The sequence below is a fragment of the Promicromonospora sukumoe genome (assembly GCF_014137995.1).
GTDB classification, from domain to species: domain Bacteria; phylum Actinomycetota; class Actinomycetes; order Actinomycetales; family Cellulomonadaceae; genus Promicromonospora; species Promicromonospora sukumoe.
The window spans coordinates 536,756-550,258 of sequence record NZ_JACGWV010000002.1 but is presented as its reverse complement, the minus strand read 5'-3'; the positions used below and the strand labels follow the sequence as shown (position 1 = coordinate 550,258).

General features: G+C 74.8%; 11 protein-coding genes. 9 read left to right on the top strand and 2 right to left on the bottom strand.

What is annotated here, in order from left to right:
- The first annotated feature begins 11 nt into the window (after nt 1-11).
- From FHX71_RS19575 to FHX71_RS19550, 6 genes are all read left to right on the top strand, one after another.
- Complete coding sequence (locus FHX71_RS19575; protein ID WP_182619140.1) at nt 12-1,001, top strand: stage II sporulation protein M; 990 nt, start codon at nt 12-14, stop codon at nt 999-1,001.
- Between the two features lie 112 nt (nt 1,002-1,113).
- Nucleotides 1,114-2,379 carry a DUF7544 domain-containing protein gene (locus FHX71_RS19570; RefSeq protein ID WP_182619139.1) on the top strand — a complete coding sequence of 422 codons (1,266 nt, stop codon included), beginning with the start codon at nt 1,114-1,116 and terminating at the stop codon, nt 2,377-2,379.
- A 1-nt stretch (nt 2,380) separates the two neighbouring features.
- Nucleotides 2,381-3,112 carry a DUF4129 domain-containing protein gene (locus FHX71_RS19565; RefSeq protein WP_182619138.1) on the top strand — a complete coding sequence of 244 codons (732 nt, stop codon included), beginning with the start codon at nt 2,381-2,383 and terminating at the stop codon, nt 3,110-3,112.
- Nucleotides 3,109-4,410: a DUF4350 domain-containing protein gene (locus tag FHX71_RS19560; protein ID WP_182619137.1), complete on the top strand. Its 1,302-nt coding sequence runs from the start codon at nt 3,109-3,111 to the stop codon at nt 4,408-4,410. Before FHX71_RS19565 ends, FHX71_RS19560 begins: the two co-directional genes overlap by 4 nt.
- Nucleotides 4,407-5,549 carry an AAA family ATPase gene (locus FHX71_RS19555; protein ID WP_182619136.1) on the top strand — a complete coding sequence of 381 codons (1,143 nt, stop codon included), beginning with the start codon at nt 4,407-4,409 and terminating at the stop codon, nt 5,547-5,549. The genes FHX71_RS19560 and FHX71_RS19555 overlap by 4 nt, the downstream gene beginning before the upstream one ends.
- A 7-nt stretch (nt 5,550-5,556) precedes the next feature.
- A complete protein-coding gene (locus FHX71_RS19550) occupies nt 5,557-6,909 on the top strand; it encodes a DUF58 domain-containing protein (RefSeq protein ID WP_182619135.1) in 1,353 nt (450 codons plus the stop codon).
- A gap of 43 nt (nt 6,910-6,952) precedes the next feature.
- Here FHX71_RS19550 and FHX71_RS19545 read toward each other — a convergent pair whose 3' ends face one another.
- Nucleotides 6,953-7,609, bottom strand: a complete 657-nt coding sequence (locus FHX71_RS19545; protein ID WP_182619985.1) for a response regulator — start codon at nt 7,607-7,609, stop codon at nt 6,953-6,955.
- 41 nt (nt 7,610-7,650) lie between these two features.
- Nucleotides 7,651-9,099, bottom strand: a complete 1,449-nt coding sequence (locus FHX71_RS19540) for a sensor histidine kinase (RefSeq protein ID WP_246403342.1) — start codon at nt 9,097-9,099, stop codon at nt 7,651-7,653.
- Between the two features lie 195 nt (nt 9,100-9,294).
- Here FHX71_RS19540 and mtrA point away from each other — a divergent pair, with 195 nt between their 5' ends.
- From mtrA to FHX71_RS19525, 3 genes are read left to right on the top strand one after another with little or no spacing between them, the layout of a single operon-like run.
- Complete coding sequence (gene mtrA, locus FHX71_RS19535; RefSeq protein ID WP_182619134.1) at nt 9,295-9,975, top strand: MtrAB system response regulator MtrA; 681 nt, start codon at nt 9,295-9,297, stop codon at nt 9,973-9,975.
- Nucleotides 9,976-10,007: 32 nt separating this feature from the next.
- The gene (mtrB, locus tag FHX71_RS19530) at nt 10,008-11,699 is read left to right on the top strand and encodes an MtrAB system histidine kinase MtrB (RefSeq protein ID WP_312877140.1); all 1,692 of its coding nucleotides are present in this window, start codon (nt 10,008-10,010) and stop codon (nt 11,697-11,699) included.
- On the top strand, nt 11,699-13,429 hold the full coding sequence (locus FHX71_RS19525) for an LpqB family beta-propeller domain-containing protein (protein ID WP_182619133.1): 1,731 nt from the start codon (nt 11,699-11,701) through the stop codon (nt 13,427-13,429). Before mtrB ends, FHX71_RS19525 begins: the two co-directional genes overlap by 1 nt.
- The last annotated feature ends 74 nt before the right edge of the window (nt 13,430-13,503 follow it).

Genomic DNA, 13,503 nt, shown 5'->3' with positions numbered 1-13,503 from the left:
AGACTACCGTCGTGGACATCGACGCCTTCACCGCCGTGCACGCCGCAGAGTGGGACCGCCTCAAGGAGCTCGCCTCGCGGCGCCGTCTGGACGGCGCCGAGTCCGACGAGCTGGTCCGCCTGTACCAGTCGGTGGCCACGCACCTGTCCACGGTCCGGTCCGCGGCGCCCGATCCCGCGCTGGTGACCCGCCTGTCCGACGTGCTGAACCGGGCGCGCACCCGCATCGCCGGCACGCACGAGCCCGCGTGGCGCGAGGTGGTGCGGTTCGCCGTGGTGTCGCTCCCCGCCGCGTTCTACCGCATCCGGTGGTGGTCGCACGCGGTGACGGCGGCCTGCCTGCTGGTCGGCATCGTGGCGGGCGCCTACGTCGCCTCCGACGAGCAGGCGCTGAACGCCCTGATGCCGCCGTCGGCCCAGGAGGAGTACGTCAACAACGCCTTCGCCTCCTACTACGACCCGGGCATCGAGTTCGCCGGCGTGGTGTGGACCAACAACGCGCGGATCGCGGCGCTCGCCGTGGCCGGCGGGATCACCGGGTTCTTCACCCTGAACGTGCTCTGGCAGAACGCGGTCCAGATCGGCGCCACCGGCGGCATGATGGCCGCCCACGACGAGCTCGACCTGTTCCTCACGCTCATCGCTCCCCACGGCCTGCTGGAGCTGACCTGCATCTTCGTCGCCGGCGCGGCGGGCCTGCGGCTGTTCTGGACGCTCATCGACCCGGGCCACCGCAAGCGGTCCGTCGCGATGGCGGCCGAGGGCCGCGCCCTGATCACCACGGTCATCGGCCTCGCGGTGGCCCTCGCGGTCTCCGGCCTCGTGGAGGGCTTCGTGACCGGCTCCGAGATGTACTGGTGGCTCAAGATCGTGATCGGCGCGATCGTGCTCGCCGCGTTCTGGGCCTACGTCTACGTGCTGGGCGGACGCGCGACCCGGGCCGGCGCGACGGGCGACCTCGCCGAGCACGAGGCCGGGGCTACGGTGGTGACAGCCGGGTGACGGTTGGGCGACGACCCGCCCGGCGGCCCGAATTACGCCACCCTGTGTCGGTGCCCCGTACTAGGGTTGCGGCGCACGGCACGACCTCAGACGACACCCGGAGCACGCCCCCATGACGACGCCCGAGAGCGCACCCGACCAGCCGGCGCAGCCCACGCCCCCGCAGTCCGGAGGGTCCCAGCCCGCCGGCTGGGGCGAGCCGCCGCGCTACGGGCAGTACGCGCCCGGGTACGACCCGTCCGCCGAGCAGGCGCCGGCGCAGCCGCAGTACGGCACGCCGCCGGCCGGGCCGGCCGGGCCCGCGGGCCCGCCCGTGCAGCAGGGCCAGTACGGCGGGGGCCAGTACGGCCAGAACCAGTACGGGCAGACGCAGTACGGCCAGTACGGCCCGTACACGCAGGGCGGCCCCGTCCCGGGCTACCGCCCCGCCGCCGACAAGCCCGGCATCGTCCCGCTGCGCCCCCTGACGCTCGGCGAGCTGTACGACGGCGCGTTCGGCGCCGTCCGGCACAACCCGGCCGTCACCCTCGGGCTCACGGCGATCATCGTCGTGGTGGCCGTCGCCATCGGCACCCTGATCAGCATCCCGCTGACCACCTGGTTCACCGACCTGTTCGGCAGCGTGCTCGCCACCGCCGGGAACGACCCGGTGCTTGACGAGATGGGCTTCACGCAGGAGATCATGGGCGTGACCTACGGCTCCATGCTCGGCACCGGGCTGCTGCTCACCCTCGCGACGCCGCTGGCCATGGGCGTCATGGCCGTCTCCGTCAGCGACTCCGTCATCGGGCGCAAGATCTCGGTGTCCGACGCCTGGCACCGCGTCGCCAAGCGGGCCTGGTTCCTGATCGGCTTCTCGCTGCTGACCGCCCTCGTCGTCATCGTGGCCTACACGCTCGCCGTCGGCATCGTCGCCGGGCTGTTCCTCGTGGACCCCACGCTCGGCGTCATCGGCCTCTTCCTCGTGCTCGCCGCGCTCCTCGTGGCCGGCGTCTGGGCGTTCACCCGGGTCATCCTCGTGGCGCCGGCGCTCGCGGTCGAGGGCGGCGGCTTCTGGGCCACGACCCGGCGTGCGTGGAAGCTGACCCGCGGCACGTTTTGGCGGGTGCTCGGCATCTACCTGCTGACCTCGATCATCCTCAGCGTCATCGGCCAGGTCGTCGCGTTCCCGATCGGCGCGCTCATGGGCGTCGCGATGATGACCGCGAGCGACATCGGCGTGGCCATCAGCTACGGCATCACCTACGTCATCACGGGCGGCATGAGCGTGCTGTTCCTCGGCGGCGTCGTCGCCCTGCTCTACATCGACACCCGGATGCGTCGCGAGGGACTGGACGTGCAGCTGCAGGCCGCGGCAGCGGCCGCGGCGGACAAGTGACATGAGGGCCGATCTACCCGTCGTCCCGGACCGGGACACGGCACGCGAGTGGCTCACGAGCGAGCTGCAGCGTCCCGAGTACGCCGAGCGGGAGTCGCTGCTGTCGCGCCTGGTCAACTGGGTCCTGGACTGGCTCAACGGCATCCAGTGGCCGGGCACGGGCATGTCGGGGGCGCAGCTCGGGCTGCTGATCGCCGGCGTCGCCGCGATCGTCCTGCTCATCGCCTGGCTCGTCGCCGGGCCGGTGCAGCTCGGCCGCGCCCGGAAGGGCTCCGCCGAGGTGCTCGACACCGACGACGCGCGCACGGCCGCGCAGATGCGCACGGCGGCCGACGCCGCGGCGGCGTCGGGCGACTGGCGGACGGCGGCCGCGGAACGCTTCCGCGCCGTCGTCCGGTCCCTGGAGGAACGAGTGATCATCGAGCCGCGACCCGGCCGCACGGCGCAGGAGGCCGCGGGCGACGCGGGCGAGCGCCTGCCCGCGCAGGCCGCCGGCCTGCGCTCCGGCGCCGACCTGTTCGACGGCGTCGAGTACGGCGACCGCGTCGCCACGGCGGCGGACGACGCCGCGCTGCGCGAGCTCGACGCCGCGGTCGCCGCGGCGCGGCCCGTCGCGACCGGCTCCGGTACTGGAACCGGCGCGACCGGCTCCGGCAGCTCTTCTGGTGCGGCGGCCGCCGCCGCCGCCGCCAGCGCGGACGAGAACGCCGACAAGCCGGGGGTGTCCGCATGACCTCCCCGCACCCCGCCCCGATGTCGCTCGCGGCCCCGCCGCCCGCCCCGACGCCGCCCTCGGCGGTGACCGTCGCGCCCACGGGTCCCGTCGACGAGCCGCCGGTGGTCATCGGCGACGACACCACGGGCCGCTCGCGGGCCGCGAGCCGGTGGCGGCGCCTGCGCTGGCCACTGACGGTCTTCGGGGCGGTGGCCCTGTTCGTCCTGTTCCTCGCGGTGGTCCGCCCGCCGACGTCGGCCGACCCCAACGCGCCGGACAACCCGGAGCCGGGCGGAGCCATGGCCGTGGCCGAGGTGCTGAAGGACCAGGGCGTGCGGATCACGCACGTCACCTCCGTGGCCGACGCCGTGGCGGCGGCCGGGCCGGACAGCACGCTGCTGGTCACGCCCAACCCGTCGTTCTTCGCGGACGACCAGATCTCCGCGCTGAACCGCACGGGCGCCGACCTCGTCGTGATCGACCCGGACTACAGCATGGTCGCGGGCGTGAGCCGCGACCTGCTCGACATCACGTACGGGGTGTCGCCCGAGCCGGTCGAGCCGCAGTGCGACGACCCCGCGGCGCAGGCGGCGGGCACCGTCACCCTGGCGCCCGGCCTGTACGACGCGTCCCGCGCGGGCGACCCCGTGCGGCCGGTCCTGTGCTGGCCCGACGGCAACGGCGCGTACGCCTACGCCCGCCTGGACTTCCCGGACCGCTCGGTCACCGTGGTCAGCGACCCTTCGGTGCTCCGCAACGGCACGATCCTGGACGAGGGCAGCTCCGCCCTCGCGCTGTGGATGCTCGGGCAGAACGAGGACCTCGTCTGGCTGGTGCCGAACCCGATGGACGTCACCACCGGCGGCGACGAGCCCACGCCCGCCGACCGCGGCCAGGTCAACGCCGTCATGCCGCCCGGCTCCGCGCCGGTCGCCCTCGTGGTGGTGCTCGCCGCGGTGCTCCTCGCCTTCTGGCGCGTGCGCCGCCTGGGCCCGCTGGTCGTCGAGGACCTGCCGGTCCTCGTCCGCTCCGCGGAGGCCACGCGCGGTCGCGCCCGTCTGTACCGGGCCGCCCGTGCCCGCGGGCACGCCGCGGCCGGGCTGCGGGCGTCGTCCGCCGACCGGGTCGCCACGCGTCTCGGCCTGGCCCGCTCGTCCGACGCCAACACCGTGGTCGACGCCGTCGTGGCCGCCACGAACCGCCCGTCGCAGCAGGTGGCAGACCTGCTCTACGGCCCACCGCCCGCTGACGACGCCGCGCTCGCCGAGCTCGTGCGCCGACTCGACATCCTGGAGAGCGAGGTCCACCGACCGTGACCGAACCAGCCTTCCCCCACCAGAGCGCGGCCCAGCCCGCCGAGCCGACGTCCGCCCCGCAGGACGGGCAGCCCGCGGCCCCCGCCGCACCGGCTGACCGGACCGTGCAGACCGCGCCGTCGGACGCCGCCGCCGACGCGGCGCAGCCGCCCGCTGCGGCCGAACCCGCCGCCGAGCCGCCCGCCCCGTCGCAGGAGCTGCGCTCCGCCCTGGCCGCGGTCCGCACGGAGGTGGGCAAGGCCGTCGTCGGGCAGGACGCGGCCGTGACCAGCCTGCTCATCGCGCTGCTGTGCCAGGGCCACGTGCTCCTGGAGGGTGTGCCGGGCGTCGCCAAGACGCTCCTGGTGCGCACCCTCGCCGCGGCCCTGAAGCTGGACACCAAGCGCGTCCAGTTCACGCCCGACCTGATGCCGGGCGACGTGACGGGCTCGCTCGTCTACGACGCGCGCACGGCCGAGTTCTCGTTCCGCGAGGGCCCCGTGTTCACCAACCTGGTGCTGGCGGACGAGATCAACCGGACGCCCCCGAAGACCCAGGCCTCCCTGCTGGAGGCGATGGAGGAGCGGCAGGTGTCGGTGGACGGCACGCCGCGTCCGCTGCCGGACCCGTTCCTGGTGATCGCCACCCAGAATCCCGTCGAGTACGAGGGCACCTACTCGCTGCCCGAGGCCCAGCTCGACCGGTTCCTGCTCAAGCTCGTCCTGCCGCTGCCCGAGCGGGAGCAGGAGGTCGAGGTCCTGGCCCGGCACGCCGCCGGCTTCGACCCGCGCGACCTGGCCGCGGCCGGGGTCACGCCCGTGGCCGACGCGACCGTGCTGGAGCGTGCCCGGGCCGAGGTGGCCCGGGTCCAGGTGTCGCGCGAGGTGCTCGGCTACGCCGTCGACGTCTGCCGCGCCACGCGGTTCTCGCCGTCGCTCTCGCTCGGTGTCTCGCCGCGTGGCGCCACCGCGCTGCTGCGCACCGCGCGGGCCTGGGCGTGGCTGTCGGGCCGCTCGTTCGTGACCCCCGACGACATCAAGGCGCTGGCGCACCCGACGCTGCGGCACCGCGTGCAGCTGCGCGCCGAGGCCGAGCTCGAGGGTGTCACCGCCGAGGGCGTGCTGGACACGGTGCTGGCCTCCGTGCCCGTGCCGCGCTGAGGGCGGCATGGTCGTGACGTGGCGGGCCGCCGCCCTGATGGGGCTCGGCGTGGTGCCCGTGCTGATCTGGCCGACCGACGGGACGGTGCTGGTCTGGGCCACGGTCGTGGTCCTGGCGTGCGTGGCCGACGTCGCCCTGGCGGCGTCGCCGCGCCGCGTGGCGGTGCAGCGGCGCGTGCCGGCGTCGGTCCGGCTGCGGTCCGAGGCCACCAGCGAGCTCGTGGTCCGCAACGCCTCCGGGCGGCGCCTGCGGGCCGTGGTCCGGGACGCATGGGGCCCGTCGGCCGGCGCGGGACCGGGCCGGGGCAGGTCCGAGCGCGTGCGTCCGGCGCCGGGCGGGCCGGGGCGCCACCACGTGGACCTGCCCGACGGCGAGGCCGCGCGCCTGCCGACCGTCCTCGTGCCGACGCGGCGCGGTGACCGGGCGGCGGGCGGCGTGACCGTGCGCAGCCTGGGGCCGCTCGGCCTGGCGGGCCGCCAGGTGACGCTGCCCGTGCCGGGCCGGCTGCGCGTGCTGCCGGAGTTCGCCAGCCGCAAGCACCTGCCGTCGCGCCTCGCGCGGCTGCGCGAGATGGACGGCCGCGCCGCGGTGCAGATCCGCGGCGAGGGCACGGAGTTCGACTCGCTGCGGGAGTACGTGGTGGGCGACGACGTGCGCTCGATCGACTGGCGCGCGACCGCCCGGCGGCGCGAGGTCGTGGTGCGCACCTGGCGTCCCGAGCGGGACCGGCGCGTGCTGATCGTCCTGGACACCGGGCGCACGGCGGCGGCCCGCGTGGGCGCCGCCGACTCGACGGGCGCCCCGCGCCTGGACGCCAGCATCGAGGCGGCGCTGCTGCTCTCGGCCCTGGCCGGGCACGCGGGCGACCGCGTGGAGCTCGTGGCCTTCGACCGCACCGTGCGGGCGCGGGTGGCGGGCGCCGCCGGGCCGCGGCTCATGCCCGCCCTGGCCGAGTCCCTGGCGACCGTCGACCCCGTGCTGCTGGAGACGGACTGGCCCGGCGTCGTCGCGCAGGTGCGCACCCGGATGACGCAGCGGGCCCTCGTCGTGCTGCTCACCACGCTCGACCCGGCGGCCGTGGAGAACGGCCTGCTGCCCGTGGTCGACCAGCTCGCCCGCGACCACACCGTGGTCGTCGCGTCCGTCGCGGACGAGGAGGTGGCGGCCCTGCGCGCCGGCCGCGAGACCGTGGCCGAGGTGTACGACGCCGCGGCCGCGGCCCGCGGCGACCTGGAGCGCACCGCGGTCACGACGATGCTGCGCCGGTACGGGGCCGACGTCGTCGAGGCGCTGCCCGACGACCTGGCGCCGCGCCTGGCGGACGAGTACCTGGCGCTCAAGGCGGCGGGCCGGCTCTGACGCCGGGCGCCGGGCCCGGGACGTCGCCCCGGGCCCGGCGGGCTCAGACCCCGAGGTGGCGGAGCACGGCCAGCACCCGGCGGTGGTCCGCGGCGTCCTGCGGCAGGTCCAGCTTGGTGAAGATGCCCGCGACGTTCTTCTCGACCGCACCGTAGGACAGGTGCAGCAGGTCGGCGATGGCCTTGTTGGAGCGGCCCTGCGCCATCAGGCCCAGCACCTCCCGCTCCCGGGCGGACAACCGCTCCAGGGCGACGTCCTGGCGCGCCGAGCCCATGAGCTGCGTGACCACCTCGGGGTCCAGCACGGTCTCGCCGCGCGCCACGCGCCCGAGCGCGTCGACGAAGTCGCGCACGTCGGCCACCCGGTCCTTGAGCAGGTAGCCCACGCCCCGGGCGTCGCCGGCCAGCAGCCGGCTCGCGTACCGCGTCTCCACGTACTGCGAGAACAGCAGCACCGGCAGGGCGGGGTGCCGTGCCCGCAGGCCCAGCACCGCCCGCAGGCCCTCGTCGGTGAAGCTCGGCGGCATGCGGATGTCCGCGACGACGACGTCGGGCAGCGACTCCTCGCGCGCGACGCGGGCGACCTCACGCTCCAGCGCGGCCCCGTCGCCGACGGCGGTCACGGTGTGGCCCCGCCGCGTCAGGAGCGCGGCGAGGCCGTCCCGCAGGATCGCCGAGTCCTCGGCGATCAGCACGCGCAGGCCGTCGCCCGACGGCGGGGCGGTGGGCCCGGTCACGGCGGTCACGCAGGTCCGGACGGGCTGGTGGTCGGCAGGGTCACGGTGACCACCGTAGGCCCGCCGACGGGGCTGGACAGGTCGAACGTGCCGTCGACGGACCGGACGCGCTCGGCCAGTCCGGCCAGGCCCGACCGCAGCCCCGAGCCGTCGGGCGCCACGACCCGCGCGCCGCCGCGGCCGTCGTCGCGCACCCGGATGCGGAGCGCGCCGCCGGACCTTGACCCGGGCCCGGAGCCGGACCCCGAGCCGGACGCGTCCCCGCCCGTGGCCTCGACCAGCACGTACACCCCGGAGGCGCGGGCGTGCTTGGCCGCGTTGGTGACGAGCTCGGCCACGGTGAAGTACGCGATCGACTCCAGCGCCGGGGTCAGGCGGCCGTCCGCCTCCACCCCGGGGTCGACGTCGACGGTGACCGGCAGCGCGGACCGCGCGGCGAGCGTCTCCAGGGCCACGCCGAGGCCGTTGTCGAGCGCCGGCGGGTGGATGCCGCGGGCCAGCTCGCGCAGCTCGGTGAGCGCCTCCTTGGTCGACGAGTGCGCCGTGTCGACCAGCTCGGTGGCCTGCGCGACGTCGCCGCCCTCGGCCAGGTGCTCGCGCGCCTCGCCGAGCTGCATGGCGACGGCGACCAGGCGGGCCTGCGTGCCGTCGTGCAGGTCGCGCTCGATGCGGCGCAGGCGCGCGTCGGCGTCCTCCACGGTGCCGGTGCGGGAGCGCTCCAGCTCGGCGACCCGCAGGCTGGCCCGGGTGGGGCTGAGCAGGGCGGTGGTGAGCACCCGGAAGAGCAGCACGAAAATCCGGGTGACCCACGGCCAGCAGAGGAGCAGCAGCAGCCCGACGAGCGCGGCGAGGGCCATCCGCGGGGGAGTGTCCAGGAAGTAGGCGTCGCCGAACTGCGCGCCGCGGTGCATCGCGCCGTCGGCGCCGACCTGCTCCGGCAGGTACCGGTACCAGAACCAGTACGTGAGGCCGCCCAGGCCGGTGCCCAGGAACGTGATGCTCGTGACGAAGGCCGCGATCGCCAGGGGGAACGTGACGAACATGAACAGCAGGGCGCGCCAGCCGGTGGCGTCGCCGATCAGGGAGCCGATCGTGTGCCAGAAGCCGCGGGGCCGCACGTAGGGCGCGGGCACGGCGACGTCAAGGTCGAGCAGGTCGCGGGCGAGGCCGCGGTACACCCCGCCCCAGCCGCGCCCGCCGGCCACGACGGCGCCGGCCACGAACAGCCCGACCACGGTGACGGCGATGCCTGCGGTGAAGCTCACGGCGAAGACCGCGTACGTGAAGGCGAACGGGGCCAGCAGGAGCACCAGGGTCAGGTAGCCCTGCTCCCGCCAGGTGCGCGCGGCGAAGGGCGCGGTCAGGAAGTTCTGGCCGGGGCGGGCGGCACCACCGGGGACGGCACCGCCCGGGACGGCGGCGGCCGCGGGCCGGTCGGCAGTCATGGTTGTCATGGTGCCAGGTTCGCCCCCGGCGCCGCCCCGGCGACATGGTGTCGTCCGCCAGGTTCCGCGGGGGCTGTCCCCCCTGTCCGGGGGCGGTCCACCCGCGGCCGGAGGGATACCCCCACCGGGTGAACCTGGGCGGAACACGCCAGGTCGAGGGGCACGAGGACAGGTTTGCTGGACCAGGCTGGCACACTGGAGGGCATGAAGGTACGAGTTCTTGTCGTCGACGACGACACAGCACTGGCGGAGATGATCGGCATCGTCCTCAAGGGCGAGGGCATCGAGGCGATCTTCTGCGCCGACGGGGACTCCGCGCTGGGCATGTTCCGGACCCATCAGCCCGACCTCGTGCTGCTCGACCTCATGCTGCCCGGCAAGGACGGCGTCCAGGTCTGCCGCGAGATCCGCGCCGAGTCCGGTGTGCCGATCATCATGCTGACGGCCAAGTCGGACACGCTCGACGTGGTGGTGGGCCTCGAGTCCGGCGCGGACGACTACGTCTCCAAGCCGTTCAAGCCCAAGGAGCTCGTGGCCCGCATCAAGGCCCGCCTGCGCCGCAGCGAGGACCCGGGCCCGGAGCGCCTGGTGGTGGGTGACGTCGAGATCGACGTCACCGGACACACCGTCACGCGCGACGGCGAGCGCATCGCGTTGACCCCGCTCGAGTTCGACCTGCTCGTGGCGCTGGCCCGCAAGCCGTGGCAGGTGTTCACGCGCGAGGTGCTGCTGGAGCGTGTCTGGGGCTACCGGCACAGCGCGGACACGCGGCTGGTCAACGTCCACGTGCAGCGCCTGCGCTCCAAGATCGAGCGTGACCCGGAGAACCCGGAGATCGTCCTGACGGTGCGCGGCGTCGGCTACAAGGCGGGCGCGACACGCTGATGCCGTCCGGCCTGGTCACACGGCTCCGCCGGGTGGTCTCACGGGCCCGGGTGGTCACGGTCCGGGCCACCCGTCGTGGCGTGGCGCAGTGGCGCTCCTCCCTGCAGCTCCGTGTCGTCACCACCGCGCTCGCGATCGGGCTCGCGGCGATCGCGGTCCTGGGGCTGTACCTGTCGACGTCGGTCCGTGACGGGATCTACGAGCAGCGCCTCGCGGCGATCGACCGCGAGGCCGCCGCGCTGACGGCCCAGGTCTCGGAGAACTTCTCGAGCGCCGCGACGACGTCGGACGGCGAGCTGCAGAGCCTCCTGAACGACACCATCGCGACGCTCGGCGCCACGAGCGGCTCCACCGCGCAGGACTACTTCCTGCTGCAGGAGCCCGGCGGCACCGCGCAGGTGGCCGACGTCGCCTCGCGGGGCGACCTGACGGAGGTCGTGGTCACCGACGAGCTGCGGCAGGCGAACATCGCGTCCGAGGACGACCAGGTGCTGCAGGCCGTGGGTATCCCGGCGGCCGACGACCCGGGCGTGGTCCGGCCGGGCGTCATCGTGGGCTCGACCGTGCAGGCCGCGCCGGACTCGCGCTTCGAGATCTACTACCTGTACTCGCTGGAGCCGGAGCAGGAGACGCTGTCGTTCGTGCACCGCGTGCTGCTCGCGGGCGGGTTCGGCATGCTGGCGCTGCTCGGCGTCGTCACCTGGACCATGGCCCGGCAGACGGTGACGCCCGTGACGCGGGCCGCGACCGTGGCCGAGCGGCTCGCCGAGGGGCACCTCTCGGAGCGCATGCCGGGCGCGCGCGGCACCGACGAGATGGCGAGCCTGGCGCGGTCCTTCAACGAGATGGCCGAGAGCCTGCAGGACCAGATCCGGCGCATGGAGGAGCTCTCGGCCATGCAGCGCCGGTTCGTCTCCGACGTGTCGCACGAGCTGCGCACGCCGCTGACGACCATCCGGATGGCGAGCGAGATCATCCACGAGTCGCGCGACCAGATGGACGCGGACGCCAGCCGCTCCGCCGAGCTGCTCCTGGGCCAGATCGACCGGTTCGAGTCGCTCCTGGCGGACCTGCTAGAGATCAGCCGGTTCGACGCCGGTGCCGCCGTGCTCGACGCCGAGCGCCGCGACCTGAGCGACCTCGTCATGTCCGTCGTCGAGCAGGCCGCCCCGCTCGCGGAGACCAAGGACGTGCGGGTCTCGGTCCGCCTGCCCGACGCCGACGCCGCGGCCGACTTCGACCCCCGCCGGATCGAGCGCATCCTGCGCAACCTCGTGGTCAACGCGATCGAGCACGCGGAGGAGCGTCCCGTCGAGGTGACCGTGGCCGAGGACGACCGCGCGGTGGCGGTCGTGGTGCGGGACTACGGCGTCGGCATGACCAAGCAGGAGGTCGAGCACGTCTTCGACCGGTTCTGGCGGGCCGACCCGGCGCGTGCGCGCACCACGGGCGGCTCGGGCCTGGGCCTGGCGATCGCGCTGGAGGACGCGCACCTGCACGCCGGGCGCCTCGACGCGTGGGGCCGGCCCGGTCAGGGCGCGAGCTTCCGCCTCACGCTGCCGCGCAGCGCCGGCGTGGAGGTGGGGGAGCCGCCCGTGACCATGGCGCCCGCGTCCCACGAGCCCGGCGTCCGGACCGGGCAGATCCCCGTGGTGCACCCGTCCGCGGGCCCGACGCCGACGCAGATCCCCGATCTCGCCGCGAACGACCTGGAGGTGCACTGATGCGCAGGGCAGCGAACGCAGCGGCCGCCGTCGTCATCGCGCTCCTGGGCGCCGTCGGGCTCGGGGCCTGCGCCCAGATCCCGACGTCGGGCCCCGTCCGGGTGGGCAACGCGCCCGTCGAGACGCAGGTCGACATCGCGATGCTGCCGCAGGGCCCGACGCCCGGCGCCGCCCCGCAGGTGATCGTGTCCGGGTTCCTGGGCGCGGCGGTCGCCGCGGCGACGTCGCCCAAGGAGTTCCAGACGGCCCGGGAGTACCTGACGAGCGACGTCGCGGCCACGTGGGACCCGGACGAGGCGGTGCGCGTCGTGCGCGAGGCGCCGATGCCGGAGCCGTTCGAGGAGGCGGTGGAGCTCGGGACCACCGACACCATCGAGATCGTCGTGCGGGCCACGACCATCGCGACCCTGGACAGCGCCGGCGCGTACACCGAGGTGGGCAGCCCGCGGGAGGTCGGCTACCGGTTCACCGTCGTCAAGGTGGGCAGCGAGTGGCGCATCTCGGCCCTGGACAACGGGGTGCTCGTGCCCGCCAACCTGTTCGCCAACCAGTACCGGGCCACGCGGCTGTTCTTCCCGAGCGCCGACGACGACAACAGCCTGGTGCCCGACCTGCGCTGGTTCCCGCGCCGCTCCTGGCAGACCGTGGCCGTGCAGCAGACCCTCGCCGGGCCGCCCGAGTGGCTCCAGGGCGCCACGCAGTCGCTCGTGCCGGAGGGTACGCAGCTCGCCGTGCAGGCCGTCCAGGGCCGGGACGAGGCCGACGTGGTCGCCATCCGGCTCAGCGAGCAGATCAGCGCCGTCCCCGCCGGCCAGCGCGCAGTGATCGCGGCACAGCTCTCCGCGACCCTCTCCGAGGGCGCGGGCCGGGTCATCCCCGTCGAGCTGTTCAGCGACCAGAACCGGCTGTCGGTCGAGGCCGCCGACGTCGACCTGCCGGCGACGATCGCGCAGGCGATCGTGCTCAAGGACGACCGCCTGTACCGCGTGGACGACGGGCGGCTCGTCGAGCACGACATGACCATCGACCTGTCGGGCACCGACCCGACCGCGCTCGCCGTCAGCCCCGGGACCACGCCCATCGTGGTGCGCAACGGCGACGACCAGATCGTGAACGTCTCCCTCGACGAGGGCGACGGCCCGGTGCCGCTCCTGGAGGGCCCGGACCTGGCGGCGCCGTCCGTGGACAAGTTCGGCAACGTGTGGACCAGCGGCGGCTCGGGCGAGCTGCGGGTCTCCACGAGCACGCTCGACGAGGTGACGATCGAGCCCGAGTGGCTCAAGGGACGCAAGGTGACCAGCGTGTCCGTGTCGCCCGAGGGCGCGCGCATCGCGGTCGTCAGCGAGACGCCGTCGGGCCGCCAGGTGCAGGTGGCCGGCATCGTGCGGGACGCCGAGGACACCCCGGTCAGCCTCGCCGCGGCCATCTCGGTGGCCGCGCCCGTCGCCGACGTTGTCGAGGCCCGCTGGACGGGGCTCACCGCGCTCGCGCTGCTCACCCGGAACAGCGAGGGGGCGTCCTCCGTGTGGACCGCGGGCGTGGGCGGCCTCGCCGGCACCGGCGGCCAGTCGCGCCAGCTGCCGGGCCTGACCGACGTCGAGCAGATCGCTGCGGGCGTGACCGACCAGGGCATCCTCGTGGTCACGGAGGACGGCGACCTGGAGCACGAGGAGACCGGCGTCTGGCAGCCGATCGCCGAGGACGTGGACCTCGTCGCCTACCCGGGCTGACCCGGGCTCGCGACGACTCGCGACGACGAGGCGGGACCCCGAGGTGCTTCGGGGTCCCGCCTCGTCGCTGTTGT

Excerpts from the sequence above, each read along its gene's own strand:
- FHX71_RS19525 (WP_182619133.1), top strand. The coding sequence starts at position 11,699 with ATGCGCAGGGCAGCGAACGCAGCGGCCGCCGTCGTCATCGCGCTCCTG.
- FHX71_RS19565 (WP_182619138.1), top strand. The coding sequence starts at position 2,381 with ATGAGGGCCGATCTACCCGTCGTCCCGGACCGGGACACGGCACGCGAG.
- FHX71_RS19550 (WP_182619135.1), top strand. The coding sequence starts at position 5,557 with ATGGTCGTGACGTGGCGGGCCGCCGCCCTGATGGGGCTCGGCGTGGTG.
- FHX71_RS19540 (WP_246403342.1), bottom strand. The coding sequence starts at position 9,099 with ATGACAACCATGACTGCCGACCGGCCCGCGGCCGCCGCCGTCCCGGGC.
- mtrA (WP_182619134.1), top strand. The coding sequence starts at position 9,295 with ATGAAGGTACGAGTTCTTGTCGTCGACGACGACACAGCACTGGCGGAG.
- FHX71_RS19560 (WP_182619137.1), top strand. The coding sequence starts at position 3,109 with ATGACCTCCCCGCACCCCGCCCCGATGTCGCTCGCGGCCCCGCCGCCC.
- FHX71_RS19570 (WP_182619139.1), top strand. The coding sequence starts at position 1,114 with ATGACGACGCCCGAGAGCGCACCCGACCAGCCGGCGCAGCCCACGCCC.